This is a genomic window from Saccharothrix xinjiangensis, from assembly GCF_039527585.1.
Classification (GTDB): Bacteria; Actinomycetota; Actinomycetes; order Mycobacteriales; family Pseudonocardiaceae; genus Actinosynnema; species Actinosynnema xinjiangensis.
The window spans coordinates 1,066,710-1,089,133 of the sequence record NZ_BAAAKE010000001.1 but is presented as its reverse complement, the minus strand read 5'-3'; the positions used below and the strand labels follow the sequence as shown (position 1 = coordinate 1,089,133).

Genomic DNA, 22,424 nt, shown 5'->3' with positions numbered 1-22,424 from the left:
CAGGTTCACCCGGTCGTGGAGGGGTAATCCGGGGAGGCCGTCTGCTGATCTGGTCACAGCTTCGGCCCGTAAGCCGAGGAAGTGAGCGCGGCACCCGTCCGGACGGTCGGCGGCCGCGCTTCGCGCTTTCTAGAGCTGGTCGAGCCTGATGACCGAGCCGATCATCGGCGCGGCGCGCCCAGTCACCGCCCGCGCCGTAGCTCCACACGGCGATGTCGGCCAGCCACAGCAGGGGTCGCCGGTGCTGTCGAAGTGCTCGTAGGTCAGGCCCGTGTCCCGGGCGTGCTTGCCCATGGCCACGCGGACGGTGTGCGCGTCGAGTTCGTCGCGGCCGGCCCGGCTGTCGAGCACGCGCCGGTGGGCCTCCCCGTCGAGCAGGTCGTCGACCAGCCCGGTCGGGCACACCTGACGGGCGCGCTCCTCGCCCCGCCGGCAGTCGGCGCGGTAGATGTCGACCCGCACCCCGAGCTTCACCAGGCCCGACAGGACCACCTTGCGCCGCTGGGGCTTTTCGCGCTGGAAGTGCAACTCCCGCTGCCCCGGCAGGAGCAGCTCCCGCAACCGCTTCCGCAGGACGGCCAGGTGCCGGGGGTCCACCAGAGCGGCGCCCAGGTAGTACGTGTCGTTGCGACGGGACACGTCGACAAAAGCGCGCACAGCCACGGCCGTGCACCGAGTCCACCCGAACGTGTGTTCGCCCTGTTCGCCGTCGGCGTACCCGCCGGTCCCTGCCGCTCCCGGCCCTAATCTGGGGATCATGCGGATCCTGGTGCTGGGCGGCACGGTCTTCCTCGGCCACGCGACGGCCGCCGAGGCGGTGCGGCGCGGCCACGAGGTGGTGTGCGCGGCGCGCGGCGAGTCAGGCTCGGCGCCCGACGGCGCGACCCACGTGCCGGTCGACCGCGACGCGGGCCTCGGCCCCCTCGCCGGCGAGCGCTTCGACGCCGCGGTCGACGTGGCCACCATGTCCGTCACCTGGGTGCGGGACGCGCTGCGGTCCGTGGGCGCGGACCACTGGACGTTCATCTCCAGCTGCTCCGTCTACGCCGACCACGGCACGCCCGGCGGCACCCGCACGCTCGACCCGCTGGAGGACGAGCGGGACGCGCCCAGGTCGCCCGACCGCTACGGCGCGATCAAGGTGGCCAGCGAGAACGCGGTCCGCGACGCGCGCGGCGACCGGGCGTTCATCGTCCGCGCGGGCCTGATCACCGGTCCCGGCGACAAGAGCGACCGCTTCGGCTACTGGCCCAACCGCCTGTCCCGGGGCGGCCGCGCGGTGGTCCCGGACGCGCCGGACCAGCCGGCGCAGCACGTCGACGTCCGCGACCTGGCCGCCTGGGTGGTGGACGCCGCGGAGCAGCGCGTCACCGGCACCTACGACGCGGTCGGCCCGGCGAACCCGCTGGCGCTGGTCCTGGGCGAGATCGCGGGCGCGGTCGCGCCGCAGGGCACCGAGCTGGTGCGCGTGCCCGAGGAGGTCCTGCGGCGGCACGAGGTCGCGCCGTGGGCGGGGCCGCGCTCGCTGCCGCTGTGGCTGCCCGCCACCCACCGGTCGCTGATGTTCCGCGACGCGGGTCCGGCGATGGCCGCCGGGCTGCGGCCCCGGCCCACCGCGGAGACCGCGCGCGACACCCTCGACCACGAACGCGCGCTGGGCCTCGACCGCGACCGGCGGGCCGGCCTGCCGCCGCGCGTCGAGGAGGAGCTGCTGCGCGCGGTGGGCTGAGCCGGTGTAGAACGGTGGGGCGAGAGGAGCACCCACCGTGAAAATCGTCCACTTCGGGCATTCGTGCCTGCTGGTCGACACGGGCGGCGCGCGCCTGCTGTTCGACCCGGGCGCGTTCTCCACCGGTTTCGAGCGGGTCGCCGGGCTGGACGCGGTCCTGGTCACGCACGAGCACGTCGACCACCTGGACGTCGACCGGCTGCCCGCCCTGCGCGAGGCCAACCCGGGCGCCCGGCTGTTCGCGCCGTTCGACCTCGACGGCGCCACCAGGACCGCGCCCGGCGACGTGCTGGAGATCGCCGCCGCGACCGTCCACGTGCTCGACGCGCCGCACGAGGTGATCCACCGCGACCTGCCGCCGGCGCCCGCGAACGTCGGCTACCTGGTCGACCACGGCGCGTTCTACCACCCGGGCGACTCGCTGGTCGTGCCGGAGCAGCGCGTGGACGTGCTGGCGCTGCCGACCGCCGCGCCGTGGATGAAGGTGTCCGACGCGGCGGACTTCCTGGCCGCGGTGTCGCCGCGCAAGGCCGTGCCGGTCCACGAAGCGCTCCTGGCCGTGACCGACGTGTACTACCGGGTCCTGTCCGGCACCGCGCCGGAGGGCGTCGAGGTGGTCGTCCTGCCCCGCGGCGAGGGGATCGAGCTGTAGGTGGCGGGCACGGCGCCGTGGTGCAGGACCAGGTCGACGGCCTCCAGCAGCGCGGGCGCCAGCCGGTCGAGCGACGCCGCGTCCACGCCCAGCCGCACCAGCCCGCCGCGGCGGGCCGCCCGCCCGGCGCCGAGCAGGTGGCCCCAGTGCTCGCCCACCATCCGCACCCGGCCCGGCCGCACGTCGCCGGTGCGCAGGTCGCGCACGCCCGCCATGTCGGCGCACACCGCGAACCGGTGCGCGCGCAGCGCGACCAGCGTGCCGGGCGAGGCGAGCCAGCTCGGCGGCGCGAACAGGTCCGTGCGCAGGCCGAGGCGGGCCAGCGCGGTCCGGGCGGCCACCAGCCGCAGGCCCGCCTCGTGGGCGGGCAACGCGGCGAACTCGGCGCGCTTGCGCCCCACCCGGTTCCGGCGCGCCGGGTCGGGCGCGTGGTCGAAGCCGTGCAGCAGGAGCGCGTCACCGGCGGCGACGCGGTCGCGGACCCAGGTCAGGGCCGGTCCCGGCGCCCTGCGCGGCGCCAGCAGCAGCGACAGCGGCACGTGCCGCCGGTCGAGCCGGTCGGCCAGGTCGGCGCACCGGGCGAGCGTGCTCGGCCCGATGCCGGACAGCGAAACCACGAGGTGGGCGGGCACGACACCCAGTGCGCCGCACCGGCGTGTCGCCCGCCTGACCGCGAGGTGACGCCGCGGTGCGGATCCGGCGAACTGTGCCCGGCGCCACCCCGGCGAGAGGCTTGGCGCTACTCCGGCGACGGCCAGTCGGCGAACGACAGGCCGGTGATCCGCTCGTACGCCTCGACGTAACGGGCGCGCGTGGCGGCCACCACGTCGTCCGGCAGCGGGGGCGGCGGGGTGTCGGAGGCGCGGTCCCAGCCGGAGTCCGGCGAGGTCAGCCAGTCGCGGACGTACTGCTTGTCGAACGAGGGCTGCACGTGCCCCGGCTCGTAGGAGTCCGCGGGCCAGTAGCGCGACGAGTCGGGGGTCAGCACCTCGTCGCCGAGCACCAGCGCGCCCGAGGCGTCCAGGCCGAACTCGAACTTCGTGTCCGCCAGGACCACCCCGCGCGTCCGCGCGAACTCCCGCGCCGCGCCGTACACGGCCAGCGTCGCGTCCCGCAGCCGCCCGGCCAGGTCCGCCCCGACCAGCGCCTCGACCTCGGCGAACGACACGTTCTCGTCGTGCGCGCCGACCTCGGCCTTGGTCGCCGGGGTGAAGATCGGCGGCACCAGCTCGGACGCCTCGACCAGCCCGCCGGGCAGCTCGACGCCGCACACCGAGCCGCCCCGCCGGTACTCGGCCATGCCGGACCCGGTCAGGTAGCCGCGCGCCACGCACTCCACCGGCACCATGTCGAGCTTGCGCACCAGCAGCGCCCGACCGCGCACCTCGCCCGGGATGCGCGGGTCGTCCCACGCCACCAGGTGGTTCGGCGCCAGGTCCGCGAACCGCTCGAACCAGAACACGCTCATCGCGGTCAGCACCCGCCCCTTGTCGGGGATCGCGGTGGTGAGCACGTGGTCGTAGGCGGAGATCCGGTCGGACGCCACGAACAGCAGCAGGTCGTCGTCCACCTCGTGGACCTGACGGACCTTGCCGGTGGCGACCTGCCGGTAGTCGTCGAGCTTGGGCACGGCCGAAGCCTACTTGTCCCGACCCGTGGGCGGCCCTTCCCGCCTGCGGCAAGATTCAGCCCATGCGCGCACCCCGACTGATACTCAGCGTGACCGCCGCCGTCGCCGTCGCCTGCGCCCCCGCGGACCAGGGGACGCGGCCCTCCAACCAGGTCGACGGCGTCGACTGCAAGAAGGAGAACCTGGCGACGCTGACCCCCGGCAAGATCACGTTCGGCACGGACCAGCCGGTGTACGAGCCGTGGTTCGTGGACGACGACCCCACGAACGGCAAGGGCTTCGAGTCGGCCGTCGCCTACGCCCTGGCCGAGGAGCTCGGCTACACCCGCGAGGACGTGGTGTGGACGCGGGTGCCGTTCAACGCGGCCATCCAGCCGGGCCGCAAGACCTACGACGCGGACATCAACGAGTTCTCCATCACCGAGGAGCGCAAGCAGGCCGTCGACTTCTCCGCGCCGTACTACGACGTGGACCAGGTCGCGATCACGCTGGAGTCGTCCGAGGCCGCGTCCGTGAAGACGCTGGCCGAGCTGAAGTCGGTGAAGATCGGCGCGCAGGTCGGCACCACCAGCTTCGACGCGGCGCAGCGGCTCCAGCCCGAGCAGGACGTGGCGGTCTACAACACCAACGACGACGCCAAGGCCGCGCTGCGCGCCGGGCAGATCGACGCGCTGGTGGTGGACCTGCCGACCGCGTTCTACATCACCTCCGCGGAGCTGGAGGACGGCGTCGTCATCGGCCAGATCCCGGCCGGCGACGGCAAGCCCGAGCAGTTCGGCATCGTGCTCGACAAGGGCAGCGCGCTGACCGCGTGCGTGTCCACGGCGGTGGAGAACCTGCGGGCGAACGGCACGTTGGCGAAGGTCGAGCAGGAGTGGTTGGCGTCCGCGAGCACGGCCCCCGAGCTGAAGTGATCAGCGAGCTGCACCGGGAACGCCTCGCCTACCGGCGTTCCCGCGCGCGGCGGTCCACCCTGATCGCGCTGCTGTCGACCGCGGTGTTCGCGGTGGTCGCGTGGGTGACCGTGACCACCGCGCCCGGCTGGCCCCGCGTGCAGCGGTCGTTCCTCGACCCCGAGGTCGCGTGGCGGTCGCTGCCCGCGATCCTGGAGGGGTTGTGGCTGAACCTCCGGGTGCTGGTCGTGTGCGGCGCGCTGATCCTGGTGCTGGCCCTGGTCGTGGCGGCGCTGCGCACCCTGCGCGGCCCCGTGTGGTTCCCGCTGCGGGTGCTCGCCACGGTGTACGTGGACCTGTTCCGCGGCCTGCCGCTGATCATCCTGCTGTACCTGGTCGGGTTCGGGCTGCCCGCGCTGCGGCTGACCGGCGTGCCCAACGACCACGTGGTGCTCGGCGGGGTGGCGCTGGTGCTCGCCTACACCGCGTACGTGGCCGAGGTGTTCCGCGCCGGCATCGAGTCGGTCCACCCGTCGCAGGTGGCGGCGGCCCGGTCGCTGGGCCTGGGACCGCGCAAGACCCTGCGGCTGGTGGTGCTGCCGCAGGCGGTGCGGCGGGTCATGCCCGCCCTGCTGAACGACTTCGTGGCGTTGCAGAAGGACTGCGGGCTGATCTCCGTGCTGGGCGCGGTGGACGCGGTGCGGGCGGCGCAGATCGAGCAGTCGCGGGCGTTCAACTTCACCCCGTACGTGGTGGCGGGGCTGCTGTTCGTGCTGCTCGCGGTGCCCACGGCGCGGTTCGCCGACGCCCTGGGCAGGCGGGTCGACCGACGTCGGGGTGGTCTGTGACCGGGACACCGGCGACCGGGCCGGCGGGGTCCGGGCCGGTGGGGTCCGGGCCGGCGGGGTCCGGGCCGGCGGGGTCCGGGCCGGCGGGGTCCGGGCCGGTGCTGTCCGTCCGCGGGCTGGTCAAGCGCTACGGGGACCGCACGGTGCTCGACGGCATCGGCCTCGACGTCCACGAGCACGAGGTGGTGGCGCTGATCGGGTCGTCGGGCTCGGGCAAGTCGACCCTGCTGCGGTGCGTGAACCTGCTGGAGGAGCTGGACGACGGCCAGGTGCTGCTCGACGGCGTGGACGTGTCCGACCCGCGGGTGGACGCCGACGTGGCCCGGCGCGGCATGGGCATCGTGTTCCAGTCGTTCAACCTGTTCCCGCACATGAGCGTGCTGGACAACATCACCCTCGCGCCGCGCGTGGTGCACGGCGTGCCGCGGGCCGACGCCGAGCTGCGCGGCCGGGAGCTGCTGGCGCGGGTCGGGCTGGCCGACCGGGCGGGCAGCTACCCCGAGCAGCTGTCCGGCGGGCAGCAGCAGCGGGTGGCGATCGCGCGGGCGCTGGCGTACGCGCCCCGGCTGCTGCTGCTGGACGAGGTCACCAGCGCGTTGGACCCGGAGCTGGTGGGGGAGGTGTTGCAGCTGGTCAGGGAGCTGGCGGCGCAGGGGCGGACCATCCTGATGGCCACCCACGAGATGGGCTTCGCGCGGCAGGTCGCCGACCGGGTGGTCTTCCTGGACGACGGCAGGCTCGTCGAGTCCGGGCCGCCCGAGCAGGTGCTGGGCGAGCCGGAGCAGCCGCGCACGCGGCAGTTCCTGAAGCGGATCATCGACGCGGGCAGGCTCTAGGACCACTCACGGTGTGCGTCGCCAGGCGGATCGCGGGACTCCACTTGGGCTACGGCCGGGAGACGCCTACCCTGCTCGACGTGGTTCACCGGAGAGCGTTGACCGCCCCAGCCGCGGCGACCGGCGCGCTCGCCCTGCTGCTCACGGGCGCGTGCGGCAAGCCGACGGCCGCCCCGGAGCCGGTCGTCGTGCCGACGACGACCAGCAGCTCCGCGCCCGTGACCTCCGTGCCGGCGGTGGCGGACATCTCCGTGCCGCCGACGACCACCACGCCGACGACCACGGTGGCGGCCACCACCGAGCCGCCACCCCCGCCACCGCCACCACCACCGGCCGCGCCGGTCCAACCGGAACCGCGCCCCGAGCCGACGACCGCGCCGACCACGGAGCCGCCGGGCCTCGACGAGGTGGCGTTCGAGGGCTTCCCGTGCGAGGAGCGGGGCGCGACCGCGGTGGACCCGACCGGGCGTGCGCTGGTGTGCGACCAGGGGCGTCGCGGGTGGCTCCGGTGGGAGCGGGCCAGGTGACCGCGGAAGGCGCGGACCAGGTCCGGCGCACGCCCGACCCAGGTCCGACCCGGCTCAGCTCCGGCGCAGCTCAGAGGATCGGCTCGGGCGCGTAGCCCGCCGCGGTCGGGTACGCGACCAGCACGTCCTCCACCTGCCGCACCACCTCGGCGACCTGCTGCTCCGCCACCCCCGTGAACGACAGCCGATCGGCCAGCAGGCCGTCCAGCGCCGCCCGGTCCAGCGGCAGGCGCGGGTCGGCGGCCAGGCGGTCCAGCAGGTCGTTCCCGGCCTTCCCCTCCTCGCGCATGGCCAGCGCCACGGCCACCGCGTGCTCCTTGATCGCCTCGTGCGCGGCCTCCCGGCCGACCCCCGCCCGCACCGCCGCCATCAGCACCTTCGTCGTGGCCAGGAACGGCAGGTAGCGGTCCAGTTCGCGGGCCACCACCGCCGGGTACGCGCCGAACTCGTCGAGCACGGTGAGGAAAGTCTCCAGCAGCCCGTCCAGCGCGAAGAACGCGTCGGGCAGCGCGACCCGGCGCACCACCGAGCACGACACGTCGCCCTCGTTCCACTGGTCGCCGGCCAGCTCGCCGACCATCGACAGGTGGCCGCGCAGGATGACCGCGAAGCCGTTGACCCGCTCACACGAACGGGTGTTCATCTTGTGCGGCATCGCGCTGGAGCCCACCTGGCCGGGCTTGAAGCCCTCGGTGACCAGCTCGTGGCCCGCCATCAGCCGGATGGTCTTGGCCAGCGACGACGGGCCCGCGGCCAGCTGCACCAGGCTCGACACCACGTCGAAGTCCAGCGAGCGCGGGTAGACCTGGCCGACGCTGGTCAGCACCCGCTCGAACCCGAGGTGACCGGCGACGGCGCGTTCCAGCTCGACGAGCTTGTCCCGGTCGCCGCCGAGCAGGTCGAGCATGTCCTGCGCGGTGCCGACCGGGCCCTTGACGCCGCGCAGCGGGTAGCGGGCGATCAGCTCGTCCAGCCGCCGGAACGCGACCAGCACCTCGTCGGCGGCGGTGGCGAAGCGCTTGCCGAGGGTGGTGGCCTGGGCGGCGACGTTGTGCGAGCGGCCCGCCACGACCAGGTCGGCGTGCTCGGCGGCGCGGCGCGCGAGCCGGGCGAGGACGGCGGCGGTCTTGCCGCGCACGTGCTCCAGGGACCGCAGCACCTGGAGCTGCTCGACGTTCTCGGTGAGGTCGCGCGAGGTCATGCCCTTGTGGACGTGCTCGTGGCCGGCGAGGGCGTTGAACTCCTCGATGCGGGCCTTCACGTCGTGCCGGGTGACGCGCTCGCGCTCGGCGATGGACGCCAGGTCGACCTGGTCGATCACCCGTTCGTAGTCCGCCACGGCCCGCGCGGGCACGTCGACGCCCAGCTGGGCCTGCGCCCGCAGCACCGCGAGCCACAGCTGCCGCTCCAGCACGACCTTGTGCTCGGCGGACCACAGCGTGGCCAGCTCGGCGGAGGCGTAGCGGCCGGCGAGGACATTGGCGATGCGGGGCTTGGCAGTCACGTGACCAGCATATTTCGCGACCGGGCGCGGCCGGTCGGCGGGGACGTCACGGCCGGTCGGCCCGCGTCACGGCCGGTCGGCCCGCGTCACGGCCGGTCGGCCCGCGTCACGGCCGGTCGGCCCGCGTCACGGCCGGTCGGCCCGCGTCACCACGCGACGAGCCCGGGGTCGGTGGCGAGCTTCGCGAGCTGGTCGTTGTCCAGCGACACGGTCCGGCGCACGCCGCCGCCGTCCACGGGGTCGAAGTTGTAGGCGCTGACCTGCACCACCGAGCCGTCGAGGCGGAAGTGCGCGACCGAGTGGGTGATCAACTTGCCCTTCGGGTCGACGACCGCGGCGGACTCCAGGTGGCTGCCGTCGTTCAGCCGGTGCGGCTCCGAGCACGTGGCGCCGGCGCAGAACCGCTCCCGGGTCACCCGCATCGACGGCGCGCTGAGCTGCGCGGTCACCCTGGTCACCCCCTCCCGGTCGACGAACTGCACGAACCCGGTGACGTGCCCGGACCGGTCCCGGGCGCCCGGCTCGGTGAACTCGGCCCGCAGGACCTTCACCTCCGGCGCGATGGTGAGGAGCCGCTGGGAGGCGTAGGCCCCCAGGAGCTTCGCGTCCGCGATCCCCCGGGGCGACGAGGTGGGCTCGGGCGTCGTGTCGACCGGCGGCGCCGCCGTGGTCGTCAGCACCGGTGGCGCCACCGTGGTCGTCAGCACGGGCGGCGCCGCCGCGTCGAACCCCGGCGGGCCGTCACCCGACCGGAGGCCGAGCAGGCCGGGCAGGGACAGCACCGTCCCGGTGAGGGCGAGCGTGGCCACGCCCACCGCGACCAGCGCGCGCCGCCGCTTGCGCTCGTGGCGGCCGCGGCGGATCAGCTCGTCGGGGTCGAAGCGCAGCGGCGGCTCGTCCCCGACCGCGGCGCGCAGGCCTTCCCGCAGCTCCCCTTCGCTCACGACGCGACCACCGCCCCCCGCCCCAGCTCCTCGACGGCGTTGCGCAGCGCCACGAGCCCGCGCGCCGTCTGGCTCTTGACGGTGCCCTCGGTGCAGCCCATCAGCACCGCCACCTCGTTGACCGGCAGGTCCTCGAAGTACCGCAGCACGAGCACGGCCCGCTGCCGCGGCGGCACCCGCAGCAGGGCCGCGTGCACGAGGTCGCGGGCCCACAGCTGCTCGCCCGCCCGCTCCGGGTCGGCCGCCGCGTCCGCCACGTCGGGCACCTCGCCGTCGCGCTGCTCCGCCCGCCGCCACGGCCTGCGCTTCTCGTCCAGCCACGTGCGCAGCAGCACCTTGCGGGCGTACGCCGAGGCGTGGTCCCGCCACTCGATCCGGTGCCACGCCTGGTACAGCTTGAGCAGGCTGGCCTGCATCAGGTCCTCGGCCATGTGCCAGTCGCCGCAGAACAGGTACGCGGTGCGCCGCAGCGAAGCGGCGTGCTGCACCGCGAACTCGCGGAAGCCCTGCTCGTCGGCCTTGCGCATGCGATCCCCTTCCGCGCCCTCCCGACCTTTAGAACGCGGTGGGGGGTCAGCGGGGTTGCATCGCTTTCGCGAGCATCCGGCGGGCGGCCGCGCGCGGGTCGGGGCTGATCTCGATCAGGGCGTTCACCACGGCGCCGTCGACGAGGGCGATCAGCTCCTCGACGCGTTCCCGGCCGACCGGTTGGCCGGCCTTGGCGAAGATGTCGTGCAGCAGGTCGTGCAGCTGACCGGACAGCTCGCGCATCAGCGGCCGCAGGTAGGGCCGCCGACCGGTGGCGACCAGGCGCTCGTAGCGCAGCAGCACCGCCTCCGCGTCGACCTCGCCGACGGGGCCGAGCAGCAGGTCGAGCACCAGGTCGACGAACGCGTCGCCGCCGCACTCGGCGGGCTCCAGCTCGGCCAGGCGGGCCTTGCCGTAGGCGAGTTCGGCGGTGCCGTGGAACTCCAGCGCGGCGGTGACCAGCTCGTCCAGCGAGTCGAAGTAGTAGGTGGTGGACGCCAGCGGGAGGCCCGCGCGCTCGGCCACGGCGCGGTGCCGGACCGCGTCGAACCCGCCCGACACCAGCAGGGCGGCGGCGGCTTCGACCAGCGCCTGGCGTCGGCGTTCACCCTTCGGTGTTGCGGCTGTCATTGCTGGAAAGGTACTAGTGCCCGCCGCCGGCCAGGTTCAGGCCGATGACGCCGCTGACGATGAGGCCGAGGGAGACCAGCTTCAGCGTGGAGACGCCGTCGCCGAGCCAGATCATGCCGATGACGGCGGTGAGCGCCGCGCCGATGCCGGTCCACACCGCGTACGCGGGTCCGGCGGGCAGCTGCTTCATCGCCCAGGCCAGGCCGGCGAAGCTGATCAGCGCGGTGACCGCGAACGAGACCGTCCACCACAACCGGGTGAACCCGTTGGACATCTTCAGCGACACGGCCCACCCGGCCTCGAAGAGGCCGGACACGACGAGCACGACCCACGCCACGGGGACCACCTCCCATTTCTGGTACTAGCGTACCAAAATGGCGGGTGGCGCTCAGAAGCGCCCGGTGCTCAGAAGCGCCCGGCAAGGCGGCCCGCGAGCGCGGGCAGCTCCTCGGCGAGGGGCACGACCGCCGAGCCGTGCTCCGGCCGGCTGAGCACGTGCAGCTCCCGACCGCCGGACGCGCTCGCGGTCTCGGACCGCGTGCCCTCGTCGAAGGACGGCGGCAACTCGCCCGGCGGGGTCAGCACCACGGACACCGTGCCGGTCACGCCGCCGTCGCGCAGCAGGTAGCTCGCGCCGCGGGAACCCGGCGGGCAGCTCGCCGCGGCGGGCGCCGGGATGAGGCCGCGGGCGACCGGGAGCTCGTCGGCGAGGGCGACGGCGAGCTCCCGGTCCACCTCGGCGCACCCCTCGGGCGCGCCGCCGACCGTCGAGCGGTCGGCGCTCCCCGAGAGCTCGCCCCCCTGCGTAGGCGTGTCCTCGGGGATGCTCTTGGGCGGCAGACCGCCGTTGCGGTCCGGTGACGCCTCGTTCGGCGCCAACTCCGGCACCCCGAAGGTGCTGACGTTAGGGGACGACGCGCCCTCAGCGGAACCCGCCGCGGTCGTGTCGCTCGTCGACCTCGGCGACACCGAGGTCGCGACGATGCCCCCGAGCACCAGCACCACGGCGAAGGCGGAGCCGAGCGCCACCTGCGACCGCCGCCGCGCGGTCGCCCGCGCCGACGCCGACCGCACGCCCGTGACGTCGAAGGACGCGGGCGGCGCGTCGCGCGCGGCGTCGCGGAACAGCTCCGCCAGCCTCTGCTCGTCCACCTACCTCCACCCCCTGCTCACGACGCGGGCCGCAAGTCGTCGATCGTGTCGCCGAGCGCCGCGCGCAAGGCCTCCAGACCCCGTGAGGTCTGGCTCTTCACCGTGCCCTCGGAGCACCCGAGCGCCCCCGCGGCCGCGGCGACGTCCAGGCCCTCCAGGAACCTGAGCACGAGCACCGCGCGCTGCCGCGGCGGCACCCGCTTCAAGCCCGCGACCAGCGCCTCGCGCGTGGCCACCGAGTCCGCCACCTCGCCGTCGCCCGAGGGCCTCTCCGGGACCTGGTCCACGAAGCGCTCCCGCCGCCACGGCCGGCGCGACTCGTCGATCACCGCGCGCACCAGGCTCCGGCGGACGTAGGCGTCCAGGGCTCCCTTGTCCCGGACCTTGCGCCACCTGCGGTGCAGCGCGACGAACGCGGTCTGCGCGAAGTCGTCCGCCCGGTGCCAGTCGCCGCACAGCAGGAACGCCGTTCGGCGCACGGCCTCCCGGCGAGCTGCGAAGTACTCCGCGAACTCCTGCTCGTCGCGCTGATCCACGCGGACTCTCTCCGCTCGTCGTGCTTGCACCTACCGGACGGAACCGACGCCGACAACGGTTGCACGCCGGTCCGACGAGACCTGCGTCACCCCCATCGTGGTACCGCCGACGCGGCTGGGACGGGGCTTGCCCGGTGTGATGTGATCCATTCGTGACCGAGTACGCGCCCCTGGACTTCCGCTCCGACACCGTCACCCAGCCGGACGAGGCGATGAGACTCGCGATGGCGGGCGCGGAGGTCGCCGACGACGTGCTCGACCACGACCCCACGATGCGGTTGCTGGAGGACCGCGTCGCCGAGCTGCTGGGCGTGGAGGCGGCGCTGTGGGTGCCCTCCGGGTCGATGGGCAACCTGATCGCGCTGATCACGCACCTGCGGCCGGGCGACCGGTTCCTGGCGCCGCGCGGCGCGCACGTGCTGGACAGCGAGCTGGGCACGGCCGCGTGGCTCGCGGGCGGCATGCCTCACCCGATCGAGTGCGATGCGGGTCCCGGTCGGGTGTCGGCGGACGCGGTGCGCACGGCGGCGGGCGTGTCCGGGCCGTACTACACGCTGCGCACGGCGCTGCTGTGCCTGGAGAACACGCACAACTCGGCGGGTGGCTCGGTGACCCAGCCGGACCAGCACGCGCTGCTGGTGTCGGCGGCGAAGGAGACCGGCCTGCGGGTGCACCTGGACGGCGCGCGGCTGTGGAACGCGGCCGTGGCGCTCGGGCTGCCGCCCGCGGCGCTGGCGGTCGGCGTGGACACGGTGCAGGTGTGCCTGTCGAAGGGCCTGGGCGCGCCGGTCGGGTCCGTGGTGGCCGGGTCGGCGTCGTTCGTGGTGGAGGCGCGGCGGGTGCGCAAGATGCTCGGCGGCGGCGTCCGGCAGGGCGGTGTGCTGGCCGCGGCGGGCCTGGTCGCGCTCGGGCGGGTCGACGACCTGGCCCAGGACCACGCCAACGCGAGGGCGCTGGCCGCGGGCCTCGCCGAGCTGGGCTGGCAGGTGGACGAGCCCGAGACCAACATCGTGCTGGCCGGCGTGCCCGACCTGGAGGTCACCTTGAACGGCCTGCGTCACCTGGGCGTGTTCGCCGGACCGATGGGAGGCAAGGTGCGCTTCGTGACGCACCGCGACGTGGGAGGCGACGACGTGGCAGAAGCACTTCGCCGGATCGGGTCGGTGAGCTGATGCGCTGGGTGGTGTTCGACTACGGCGAGGTGCTCTCGCGGCCGACCGGGGCGCTGCCGGAGCTGGCCGACCTGCTCGGGGCGCCGTTGGCGGACTTCGAGCGCGGGTACTGGGCGACGCGCGACGACTACGACCGCGGGCAGCCCGAGCTGGAGTACTGGCGGGCCGTCGGCGCGGCGGTGGGCGTCGAGGTGGACGAGGAGCTGGCGCGCCGGCTGACCGACGTCGACGTGCGCGGGTGGCTGCTGCCGGACCCCGGCTCGGTGGAGCTGGTCGAGGAGCTGGCGGCGGCCGGGGTGCCGCTGGCGCTGCTGTCCAACGCGCCGGTGCCGTTCGCGCGGGTCGCCGAGCGCGAGCCGTGGACCCGGCACTTCCAGCACCTGGTGTTCTCCGGCGACCTGGGCGTGGTCAAACCGGACCCGCGGATCTTCGCGGCGCTGGCGGAGCGGCTCGGCGCGGACCCGGCGGACTGCGTGTTCTTCGACGACCGGCAGGTCAACGTGGACGGCGCGAACGCGGCGGGGCTGCGGGGCGTGCTGTGGCGCGGCAGCTCACACGCCCGGACGGTGCTCTAGCTCGGCGCGCAACGCGGCCAGCTCCGCCTTGACCAGGCGGAGCTCGGCCAGCGTCGCCCGCTCGGCCTCGGCGACCGAGCCCTCGACCCCGCTCAGCCGCTCCACCAGCCAGGACGCGATGGTGCCGGTGATGACGCCGAGCAGCGCGATGCCGCCGACCATGAGCAGCGCGGCGACCAGGCGTCCCTCCCAGGTGACGGGGTAGCGATCGCCGTAACCCACGGTGGTGATCGTGGTCAGCGTCCACCACGCGGCGTCACCGAAGGTGGTGATGGTGGCGTCGGGGTGGTGGCGCTCGGCGTCCAGCACGGCCAGCGAGGCGCACGCGCCGACCATGACCGTGACGGCCGCGACGTACACGCCGACGCGCTGCCGGACCCGGCCCGCGAACCGGCGGTTGAGCACCTTGAGGACGGTGAGCAGGCGCAGCACCCGGAGCTGGCGGACGGCCGGCAGCAGGACCGCGAACAGGTCGAACAGGTGCGCGGTGAAGAACCGGCGCTTGTCGACGGCCAGCGTGAGGCGGACCGCGTAGTCCACCGCGAACACGAGCCACACCAGCCAGAGGGCGACCTCCAGCGCGCCGTGCAGGCCGGGCGTGGAGCGGTCGTCGAGCACCTGCCAGGCGTAGGCGGCCAGGAACACCGCGGCGAGGCCCGTCAGCGGCCACTCGGCGCGCCGTTCCCACCGGTCGAGGCGGCGTTCATCGATCTCGAACACCGCCCCATGGTGAGCGCCGGACCCCGTTTTTCCTAGTGCCCGGGGCCCTTGATGCCCTTCGGGCGCTTGTGGGTCTTGATCGCGCCGTACGCGGCGACACCCAGGAACAACGCACCTCCGGCGAGGACCAGCCAGAGGATGCCCTTGACGATCGACCCCACGACGGCCAGGAGCACCCAGGCGGCCAGCAGGAACAGGATTATCCGAACCATGTCACCACGATGACACCTGATCGGGTGCTCCCGCCCGGATTTCCTGGCCACACCCCGATCCACCGGCGTAAAAAGTCATCATGAAGACGACAAGAGCCAACCCCCGATCCGCCGCAGCGCCTCCTCGATGTCGTGGGCGGCCCCCGCGAACGACAGCCGGATGAACTCGTGGCCGCGCACGGGGTCGAAGTCGATGCCGGGCACGATCGCGACGCCGGTGTCGTCGAGCAGTCGGCGGCAGAAGCCCATCGAGTCGTCGGTGAGGTGCGAGACGTCGGCGTAGGCGTAGAAGGCGCCGTCGGCGGGGGCCACCCGGTCGATGCCCAGGTCGGCCAGGCCCTTGAGCAGGACGTCGCGGTTGAGGCGGTACCCCTCGACCAGGCGTTCGGTCTGCGCGTACGACTCGGGCTCGAACGCGGCGACGGCCGCGTGCTGGGCCAGGGCGGGCGGGCAGAGCGTGAAGTTGCCGGTCAACCGGTCCACGGCCCGGCGCAGGTCCGGCGGCAGCAGCATCCAACCCAGCCGCCACCCGGTCATGGCGAACGCCTTGGAGAAGGAGTTGACGACGATGGTGTCCCGTGAGGTCTCCCACGCGCAGGCGAGGGGGGTGCCGTAGCTGATGCCGTGGTAGATCTCGTCGCTGACCAACCGCACCCCGCGCGTGCCGCACCACTCGGCGAGCCCGGCCAGCTCGGCGGGCGCGAGCACCGTGCCGGTGGGGTTGGCGGGACTGGCCACCACCAGCCCGCTGAGCGGTCCCGCCGCCTCCAGCATGTCCACCGTGGGCTGGAAGCGGGTCTCGGGCCCGCACGGCAACTCGACGACCTCGCAGCCCAGCGCGCGCAGGATGTTGCGGTAGGCCGGGTAGCCGGGCCTGGCCAGCGCGACCCGGTCACCGGCCTCGAAGGAGGCGAGGAACGCGAGGAGGAACGCACCGGACGACCCGGTGGTCACCACCACGTCGTCGGCCGAGACGTCCAGGCCGTACTGCCTGCCGTAGTGCCCGGCCAGGGCTTCGCGCAGCTCGACGATGCCGAGCTGCTCGGTGTACCCGAGGGGCTGGTCCCGCAGTGCCCGCTGCGCGGCCTCCAGCACGGGCGTCGGCGCGGCACTCGAAGGCTGCCCGGCGGCCAACGACACGACGTCCCCCAGAACCCGCTGCCGCCGAGCCGCGGCCGACAACACCTCCATGACGTGGAAAGGAGGCACATCAGCACGAGCGGCAACACCCACCATGGGGTCAGGCTAACCCGCACAACCTCGAACACCGACCGGCCGGCCCACCGGTCAGCCCACCGCCGGCCGCCAGCCGCCGGCTAGCGGCCACCGGCCAGCCAGCCCACCGGCCGACCGGCCAGCGGCCACCGGCCACCGGCCACCGGCCACCGGTGAGCCAACCCACCAGCCACCGGTCAGCCCACCGCCGGTCACCGGCCCAGCGGCCAGCCGACCGGCCCACCGCCCACCGCCAGCCACCGGCCGACCGGCCGACCGGCCGACCGGCCGACCGGCCAGCCCACCGTCCCACCCTCACCACCGCACGACTTGCCGCCTACACCAGCACCAGGCTGTCCTCACCAGGGTCGGGCCGACCTCTCTCAGGTCTCCTGACCTTGCCCCGAGGGCTCGGAGAAGCGGGCGAGCAGCGCGTTGATCCGTGCGCGCAGCACGTCGGCGTCGGTGAACCCGTGGAACTCGACCACGTCCGCCGCGCGCTGCCGCCGGCCGGTCCAGTCGATCGCGGCGGCGCCGAACTGGCCGCGCAGGTCCGGTGCGCCGACCCTGCCGTCCGGCATCGCGGGCAGCAGGTCGACCAGGGCGGTGGCGAGGTCGGTGTCCAGCTCGCGGACGGTGACCAGGTCCCCGGTCAGCACGGCCAACAGCGAACCGGCGCCGGCCGAGGCGGCCAGCGCCCGCACCGCCGCACGTCCGATCCCGAGCCGCAGGTCGGCCGAGCGAGGCGGGTAGGCGAGCAGCTTGAACGCCGCGCCGAGCCACGGGTCCAGCTCACCACCACGGGCAAGTCCGAGTGCGGTCAGAGCGCTCCACGGTGCGGGTTCGTCCTGGACGTGCAGGACGATCGGCATCGCGCCGAGGTCGAGGTGCTCCCAGGCGGTGCGGAAAGCGGTTGCGCTGAGCGTCGCGTTGGACACGAAGCGTCACTCCCGAATGACGGCGGGCATTGCTCCGGCCCCCCAGGCCCGCACCGAACTGACGTGACGAACGCCGCCCGGGTTCCAACCGAATGGTCAGACCTCTGGCCGGCACCAACCCCCGAGCCCCAGCTCCGGCCCCGAGCCCCAGGTCCGGCCCCAGCCCTCAACAGGACCAGCCACCGCCCACCCACCCAACGCGGCGGCCGTCCCACCTCGGCTCGGTCGACTGTCAACTCAGCCGACCGTCCCTCGGTGGCGTCGGCCGTCCCTCGGTCGCGTCGGCAGCAGCGGGTGGTCAGCTCTCCTGCACCAGCTCCCAGATGCAGCCCGCCAACCGGGCGTTGTCGATCGGGGTGATCGTGCTCCAGCTGCGCCCGTCCGAACTGGGCCGCACCAGGTGCAGGTAGCGGCCGGACGGGGTGTCGTGCCACGCCACCACCCGCCCGGCCCGCACGGGCGGTCCGCTGTGCTGGGCGCGTTCGACGCCGAACTGGCCCCGGGTGCTCATGCCGTCGCACATGCCGGCCAGTTCCTGCGCCTCGTGCAGCGGCAAGCCGTGCCGCTCCAGCGCCAGCACCAGCTTCTCCGCGTCCTTCCCGGCTTCCTCGGACGCCTTGCGCAGCACGTCGTTGGGCAGGCTGATGGACCGCCCGTACCCGGCGGGCATCTCACCGGCCACCGACACCGCCGCCTCGGCCAGCGCACTGGCCCGAGCGTCGATCAGCCACACCTCGTCACCGTCGACGACGGCGAGCACCGCCTCGTCACCGGCGCCGGCCGCAAGTCCTTTGATCTTGCGGCCGTCGACCCAGATCCAGATGTCGATCGACACCTGCGGGTTGGCCAGCAGCGCGAACGCGTCGGCCAACTCGGGCGCCAGCCGTCCGTTCACCGCCAGGCCGCGTTCGGACAGCGACCCCCAGGCCTGCTTGACGAGCACAGCGCGCTCGGTGTGCGTGACACCGGGGCTGGGCACGTCGAGCGCGACGTTCCGCCTGGCGAGCCGCTCTCCTTCCCACGCGACGTCGAACTCCAGCGTCGTCAGGACGACCGTTCCCACGTCACTTCCGCTCGGGTTCGTCGCCGATGACCGACTGCACGACCATCCGCTCGTCACCGAACACGTCGTCGGAGTCCACGCCGTACTTGCGGACGTGCTCGGCGTCCTCTTCCTCCGGACCGCCCTTCGCGGTCGCGGCGGGCTGCATCATCGACGCGCCGCCACCGGCCCTGCCGGCGGCACCGGCCGTCGCACCGCCGCGCCCGGCCACCCGCTCGTCGGGGTCGATCGCCCCGATGGTCGCCGACACGCCGGGCTTGCCGGTCAGCACGCCGGGCGCCACGCCCTTGCCCGCCCCACCGGCGCCGGCGCCCTTGCCACCGGCTCCCTCGGGCGCCTTGCCGCCGGGCGGCACCGCACCGGGCTGGTTGCGCTCGACCCGGGCGGAACGGGCGCCGGCCGCGATGGCGCCCAGCGCCGCACCGCCCGCGAGCCCCAACCCGATCCCGAGCCCCAGGTTCGACCCGCCGGGCTTGCCGATCGCGGCGGTCTGCGTGTTCGTCCCGCCGATGCCGGGCACGGGCGGCCCGATCGTGGTCGTCCCGCCACCGGGCAACTGCCCCGGGAGCTGACCGGGCACCTGGCCGGGCAGCTGCCCCGGCAGCTGTCCGGGCAACCCGGCCGACCCACCGGGCAGCGCCTGCCCCAACGACCCGCCGGGCAGGGCGCCGGGCACCGACCCGGGCACCCCGGGCACCGCACCACCGGGCTGCCCGACAGCCGCGACGGGCGTGCTCGCGCTGGACGAGGCAGTCACGTCGAACTGCGGCGGCCGGTTCATCCCCTGGTACTGGTTGAGCGCGTCCCGACTGGCGTCGGTGTACTGCTCCAACCCCCGGATGGTCTGCTCCCGCGCGGCCTGGGTCTCCTTCACTTCCTTGGCGTGGTCGGTCTCGTACCCGAAGAACCCGCCGACGTCGTCCACGAAGTTCGTCTCGGTGGCCCCGCGCAACGCCTGGGGGTCGGGCATCCCGTTGCGGGTGTGGCTGTAGGTGGCGCCCTGCACCGCCGTCGCCTTGGAGTTGTGCTGCGCGGCCTCGGTCCCCGACGTGGCGACGTCGGCCGACACCGTCACCGCCTGCCCGGCGTTGTCGCCGGCCGCGCCCTGCCACTCGATGCCGAGCTTGCGCAGCTCGTCCCGCAGCGTCTGGTCGGTTTCCTCAAGGGTGGACGCGAGCTTCCGCAGCGCGTGCGAGGCGTTGCTGAACTGCTGCGCCGCATCACCCTGGGAGAACTGCTGGACCAGCGCGGAGAGCGCCAAGTTGTCGTACCCCTGGAACCGGAAGTCCCTGATCTGCCTGAAGCCGGTCACAACTCCCCCTCACTTCAGCGTTTGCAAAGTCGCGAGCACCAGTTCAGCGCCTTCGGCGGCGTTCTGGCACATTTGGTCCTGCGTGAAACCGTCGCCGATCGGGAAGAACTGGACGTAAGCCTGTTGGCCGTCCGCGACGTCGACGGTGTACGAGCAGTAACCCTCCGAGGTGCCGGTCAATTTCAACTGGTAGGCCGGGAAACCGCCGACGGTCTTGGGATCCACGTCGAGGTTGTTGCCGCCTTCCCAGTACTCGACACCCTCGTCGGTGACGAGCGCGACGTTGTAGCTGTACAGGGCCTGGCCGTTCGACCGGTAACGGCAGGTGGGCGGCGGGTTGCCCGTGTTCAGCACGTCGAGCGGCGCGGAACGCGCCTCGTCGATCTCCAACTCGCCCCGCTGCGCCTCGGTGAGGGTGGCACACGGGTCGATCCCGTCCAGCGCGACCTCCCGGGGCCGGGAGGCCCGCGAGGACGTGGGGTCGGGAGACCCGCTCGTCGGGCCGCCGGTCGCGGTGGGCGTCTCCGGCTTCGGGTCGCCGCCCTCTCCGGACGTGCAGCCGGCGACGACCGCGAGCGCGACCGCCACCGGGACGACGATGCTAATCAGGCGCACCGACGGCCCCCAGCGCAGCGGTTACCTCGTCCTCGGTGAACTGGTACTGCCGTGCGGTGCCGCGCAGCTGTTCGACAAGGCCGTTGAGGCTGACGATGTACTGCTCCACCTGCCCGGCGTAGGACATCTGGCCGTCCACCAACCGCGAGTTCCACGCCCCGGCGATGTCCTCGTTGAGCTCATCCGGGTTGTTCAGCCTGACGCTCAAGTTCATGAGGGCGTCTTCCAGCGCGAGCTGGAGGTTCTGCGCCTGCTCGCGAATCAGCTTGCCGGCCTGGAGGACCGTCTCCTCGGTCACCTCGAACTTCTGACCGGAGCCCGGCCCCGAGGCCATCGTCTCGTTCAGCCGCTTCTCCGCCGCGAACGCGTCGCCGACCGCCTTGCCGATGACACCGCCTATACCGGCGACGGCTCCCAGCAGGCCGCTCTCCTCTGCCACGACGTCCAACCCCCGTACGGTCGGTGACGAATCGGTCCCGGTTCGAGGCTACCAACGGCCACGTGTGCCGGATCTGAAGTTGGACGGATGCGCGTCGTGGCCGGTTCCCACTCGCTTGGGCGTCGCCGTGGACGCGCCCGGTCGCGCCTGCCGGTGGGAGCGCGCGCCGAGACGGCCGGGGCTTGGAGGGGCCGGGCCCGCGCGTTCCGCGTCCGCAGGTCCGAGCCGGGGGCCGAAGCCCGTGATGCCGAGGCCGGGAGGTTCCAAGCCGGAGGGGTTCGTGATTCCGGGCCACGGGGTCCCGGGCGGTTCGTCCCGGGCCAGGGCGTTCCCGTCGCAAGAGGCGCGATGCCCGGACGAGCCACGCGAACCACCCCTGTGGAACAGGTCGCGCGCGGGCGGCCGGGGGATCCCGTCGCCCGCGCGCGGTGTATAGAACAGGTGGACCGTCGCGACCGGCGATCCTGGGGGCTTAGGGGACTTCGACCTCGCCGTTCGCCGCGCGCAACGCGATGTCGGTGCGGTGGTGCGAGCCGGTGAGGTGGACGCCCGCCACCCGCCGGTAGGTGTCTTCACGCGCTTCGGCCAGGGTGTCGCCCGTGCCGACGACCGACAGGACCCGCCCGCCGACCGAGACGACCGCGCCGTCCTCGCGCCGGCGGGTGCCCGCGTGCAGCACGCCGTCCGACTCGCCGCCGCCGACGACGTCACCCGTGCGGGGACGGCCGGGGTAGCCCTCGGCGGCGATGACGACCGTCACCGCGTAGCCGTCGGCCCACTCCAGGGCCGGCGCGGAGCCGAGGGCGCCGGTCGCGGCGGCGTGGAACAGGCTCGCCAGGGGGGTGCGCAGCAGGGCCAGCACGGCCTGCGTCTCCGGGTCGCCGAAGCGGCAGTTGAACTCGATCACCTGCGGCCCGGTGGAGGTCAGGGCCAGGCCCGCGTACAGCAGGCCGGTGAACGGGGTGCCGCGCCGCGCCAGCTCGTCCACGACCGGCTGCACGCAGGTGGAGACGATCGTGTCCACCAGGCCCTCGGGGGCCCAGGGCAGCGGCGAGTACGCGCCCATGCCGCCGGTGTTGGGGCCCGAGTCGCCGTCACCGACGCGCTTGAAGTCCTGCGCGGGCAGCAGCGGCACCACGGAGGAGCCGTCGACCAGGCAGAACAGCGACACCTCGGGCCCGTCGAGGAACGTCTCCAGCAGCACCGGGTGGCCGTGGTCCAGCAGCGTCATGGCGTGGGCCCGGGCCACCGCCCGGTCGGTCGTCACGACCACGCCCTTGCCCGCCGCCAGCCCGTCGTCCTTCACCACCCAGGTGGGGCCGAAGCGGGTCAGGGCGGCGTCGAGCCGCGCCGGGTTGTCGACCACCTCGGACGTGGCCGTCGGCACGCCCGCCGCAGCCATGACGTCCTTGGCGAACGCCTTGGAGCCCTCGATCCGGGCCGCCGCGGCCGACGGGCCGAAGCAGGGGATCCCGGCGGCGCGCACGGCGTCCGCCGCGCCCGCCACGAGGGGCTGCTCCGGCCCGACCACGACCAGGTCGGCGTCCCACTCCTGCGCCAACGCCGCGACGGCCGCGCCGTCGGTGACGTCGACCCCGTAGGTCTCCGCCACCCCGGCGATGCCGGCGTTGCCGGGAGCGCACGCCAGCGCGATCACCGAGGGGTCCCGCGACAGCGCGAGGACTAGGGCATGTTCACGGGCGCCAGACCCGATGACCAGGACACGCACGGTGGGCCAGCCTAGATGACCGATC

Annotated in this window: 27 protein-coding genes; 8 read left to right on the top strand and 19 right to left on the bottom strand. The window is 73.9% G+C overall.

Going from position 1 to position 22,424, the window contains the following annotated elements:
• Positions 1–129: 129 nt before the first annotated feature.
• Positions 130–657, bottom strand: coding sequence for a hypothetical protein (locus ABD223_RS05195; RefSeq protein ID WP_344034681.1), 528 nt, complete (start codon positions 655–657; stop codon positions 130–132).
• Positions 658–757: 100 nt separating this feature from the next.
• On the opposite strand from ABD223_RS05195, the gene ABD223_RS05190 reads away from it, so the two are divergent.
• Complete coding sequence (locus ABD223_RS05190) at positions 758–1,729, top strand: NAD-dependent epimerase/dehydratase family protein (RefSeq protein WP_344034680.1); 972 nt, start codon at positions 758–760, stop codon at positions 1,727–1,729.
• A gap of 37 nt (positions 1,730–1,766) precedes the next feature.
• Positions 1,767–2,381, top strand: coding sequence for an MBL fold metallo-hydrolase (locus ABD223_RS05185; protein ID WP_344034678.1), 615 nt, complete (start codon positions 1,767–1,769; stop codon positions 2,379–2,381).
• Here ABD223_RS05185 and ABD223_RS05180 read toward each other — a convergent pair.
• Both ABD223_RS05180 and ABD223_RS05175 read right to left on the bottom strand, forming a co-directional pair.
• Positions 2,303–3,013: a DUF2334 domain-containing protein gene (locus ABD223_RS05180; protein ID WP_344034677.1), complete on the bottom strand. Its 711-nt coding sequence runs from the start codon at positions 3,011–3,013 to the stop codon at positions 2,303–2,305. The genes ABD223_RS05185 and ABD223_RS05180 overlap by 79 nt on opposite strands.
• Before the next feature lie 107 nt (positions 3,014–3,120).
• Positions 3,121–4,011, bottom strand: coding sequence for a phosphoribosylaminoimidazolesuccinocarboxamide synthase (locus ABD223_RS05175; RefSeq protein WP_344034676.1), 891 nt, complete (start codon positions 4,009–4,011; stop codon positions 3,121–3,123).
• A gap of 62 nt (positions 4,012–4,073) precedes the next feature.
• On the opposite strand from ABD223_RS05175, the gene ABD223_RS05170 reads away from it, so the two are divergent.
• The 4 genes from ABD223_RS05170 (at position 4,074) to ABD223_RS05155 (ending at position 7,115) form a co-directional block, all read left to right on the top strand.
• Positions 4,074–4,925 carry an ABC transporter substrate-binding protein gene (locus ABD223_RS05170; protein ID WP_344034675.1) on the top strand — a complete coding sequence of 284 codons (852 nt, stop codon included), beginning with the start codon at positions 4,074–4,076 and terminating at the stop codon, positions 4,923–4,925.
• Positions 4,922–5,752: an amino acid ABC transporter permease gene (locus tag ABD223_RS05165; protein WP_344034674.1), complete on the top strand. Its 831-nt coding sequence runs from the start codon at positions 4,922–4,924 to the stop codon at positions 5,750–5,752. Before ABD223_RS05170 ends, ABD223_RS05165 begins: the two co-directional genes overlap by 4 nt.
• A 98-nt stretch (positions 5,753–5,850) precedes the next feature.
• Positions 5,851–6,588, top strand: coding sequence for an amino acid ABC transporter ATP-binding protein (locus tag ABD223_RS05160; protein WP_344034673.1), 738 nt, complete (start codon positions 5,851–5,853; stop codon positions 6,586–6,588).
• Positions 6,589–6,668: 80 nt separating this feature from the next.
• A complete protein-coding gene (locus ABD223_RS05155; protein WP_344034672.1) occupies positions 6,669–7,115 on the top strand; it encodes a hypothetical protein in 447 nt (148 codons plus the stop codon).
• 70 nt (positions 7,116–7,185) lie between these two features.
• Here the strand turns inward: ABD223_RS05155 and purB are convergent, their stop codons facing one another.
• The 7 genes from purB to ABD223_RS05120 all read right to left on the bottom strand — a co-directional run bounded on the left by purB (position 7,186) and on the right by ABD223_RS05120 (position 12,409).
• Positions 7,186–8,619, bottom strand: coding sequence for an adenylosuccinate lyase (purB, locus tag ABD223_RS05150; RefSeq protein WP_344034671.1), 1,434 nt, complete (start codon positions 8,617–8,619; stop codon positions 7,186–7,188).
• A 146-nt stretch (positions 8,620–8,765) separates the two neighbouring features.
• Complete coding sequence (locus ABD223_RS05145) at positions 8,766–9,563, bottom strand: hypothetical protein (protein WP_344034670.1); 798 nt, start codon at positions 9,561–9,563, stop codon at positions 8,766–8,768.
• Positions 9,560–10,090, bottom strand: a complete 531-nt coding sequence (locus ABD223_RS05140; RefSeq protein WP_344034669.1) for an RNA polymerase sigma factor — start codon at positions 10,088–10,090, stop codon at positions 9,560–9,562. The genes ABD223_RS05145 and ABD223_RS05140 overlap by 4 nt, the downstream gene beginning before the upstream one ends.
• A gap of 46 nt (positions 10,091–10,136) precedes the next feature.
• On the bottom strand, positions 10,137–10,721 hold the full coding sequence (locus tag ABD223_RS05135; protein ID WP_344034668.1) for a TetR/AcrR family transcriptional regulator: 585 nt from the start codon (positions 10,719–10,721) through the stop codon (positions 10,137–10,139).
• A gap of 13 nt (positions 10,722–10,734) precedes the next feature.
• Complete coding sequence (locus tag ABD223_RS05130) at positions 10,735–11,058, bottom strand: DMT family transporter (protein ID WP_344034667.1); 324 nt, start codon at positions 11,056–11,058, stop codon at positions 10,735–10,737.
• 68 nt (positions 11,059–11,126) lie between these two features.
• A complete protein-coding gene (locus tag ABD223_RS05125) occupies positions 11,127–11,873 on the bottom strand; it encodes a hypothetical protein (RefSeq protein WP_344034666.1) in 747 nt (248 codons plus the stop codon).
• 17 nt (positions 11,874–11,890) lie between these two features.
• Entirely contained in the window at positions 11,891–12,409 is a 519-nt protein-coding gene (locus ABD223_RS05120; RefSeq protein WP_344034665.1) for a SigE family RNA polymerase sigma factor, read from the bottom strand.
• A gap of 152 nt (positions 12,410–12,561) precedes the next feature.
• Between ABD223_RS05120 and ABD223_RS05115 the strand changes: the two genes are divergently transcribed.
• Entirely contained in the window at positions 12,562–13,581 is a 1,020-nt protein-coding gene (locus ABD223_RS05115) for a threonine aldolase family protein (protein WP_344034664.1), read from the top strand.
• Positions 13,581–14,156 (top strand): HAD family hydrolase, encoded by a 576-nt coding sequence (locus tag ABD223_RS05110; protein WP_344034662.1) that lies wholly within the window; start codon positions 13,581–13,583, stop codon positions 14,154–14,156. The genes ABD223_RS05115 and ABD223_RS05110 overlap by 1 nt, the downstream gene beginning before the upstream one ends.
• Here the strand turns inward: ABD223_RS05110 and ABD223_RS05105 are convergent.
• The 9 genes from ABD223_RS05105 to purD all read right to left on the bottom strand — a co-directional run bounded on the left by ABD223_RS05105 (position 14,133) and on the right by purD (position 22,399).
• The gene (locus ABD223_RS05105; RefSeq protein ID WP_344034661.1) at positions 14,133–14,876 is read right to left on the bottom strand and encodes a potassium channel family protein; all 744 of its coding nucleotides are present in this window, start codon (positions 14,874–14,876) and stop codon (positions 14,133–14,135) included. The two genes, ABD223_RS05110 and ABD223_RS05105, sit on opposite strands and share 24 nt — an antisense overlap.
• A gap of 32 nt (positions 14,877–14,908) precedes the next feature.
• Positions 14,909–15,088, bottom strand: coding sequence for a hypothetical protein (locus ABD223_RS05100; RefSeq protein WP_344034660.1), 180 nt, complete (start codon positions 15,086–15,088; stop codon positions 14,909–14,911).
• A 78-nt stretch (positions 15,089–15,166) separates the two neighbouring features.
• Positions 15,167–16,324: a pyridoxal phosphate-dependent aminotransferase gene (locus tag ABD223_RS05095; protein ID WP_344034659.1), complete on the bottom strand. Its 1,158-nt coding sequence runs from the start codon at positions 16,322–16,324 to the stop codon at positions 15,167–15,169.
• A 362-nt stretch (positions 16,325–16,686) separates the two neighbouring features.
• The gene (locus ABD223_RS05090; protein ID WP_344034658.1) at positions 16,687–17,241 is read right to left on the bottom strand and encodes an ESX secretion-associated protein EspG; all 555 of its coding nucleotides are present in this window, start codon (positions 17,239–17,241) and stop codon (positions 16,687–16,689) included.
• Positions 17,242–17,539: 298 nt separating this feature from the next.
• Positions 17,540–18,304: an ESX secretion-associated protein EspG gene (locus ABD223_RS05085; protein WP_344034657.1), complete on the bottom strand. Its 765-nt coding sequence runs from the start codon at positions 18,302–18,304 to the stop codon at positions 17,540–17,542.
• Between the two features lies 1 nt (position 18,305).
• Entirely contained in the window at positions 18,306–19,616 is a 1,311-nt protein-coding gene (locus ABD223_RS05080; protein WP_344034656.1) for a PPE domain-containing protein, read from the bottom strand.
• Between the two features lie 9 nt (positions 19,617–19,625).
• A complete protein-coding gene (locus ABD223_RS05075) occupies positions 19,626–20,204 on the bottom strand; it encodes a DUF3558 domain-containing protein (protein ID WP_344034655.1) in 579 nt (192 codons plus the stop codon).
• 13 nt (positions 20,205–20,217) lie between these two features.
• A complete protein-coding gene (locus tag ABD223_RS05070; protein WP_344034654.1) occupies positions 20,218–20,670 on the bottom strand; it encodes a hypothetical protein in 453 nt (150 codons plus the stop codon).
• A 472-nt stretch (positions 20,671–21,142) separates the two neighbouring features.
• On the bottom strand, positions 21,143–22,399 hold the full coding sequence (gene purD, locus ABD223_RS05065) for a phosphoribosylamine--glycine ligase (protein WP_344034653.1): 1,257 nt from the start codon (positions 22,397–22,399) through the stop codon (positions 21,143–21,145).
• Positions 22,400–22,424: the final 25 nt, after the last annotated feature.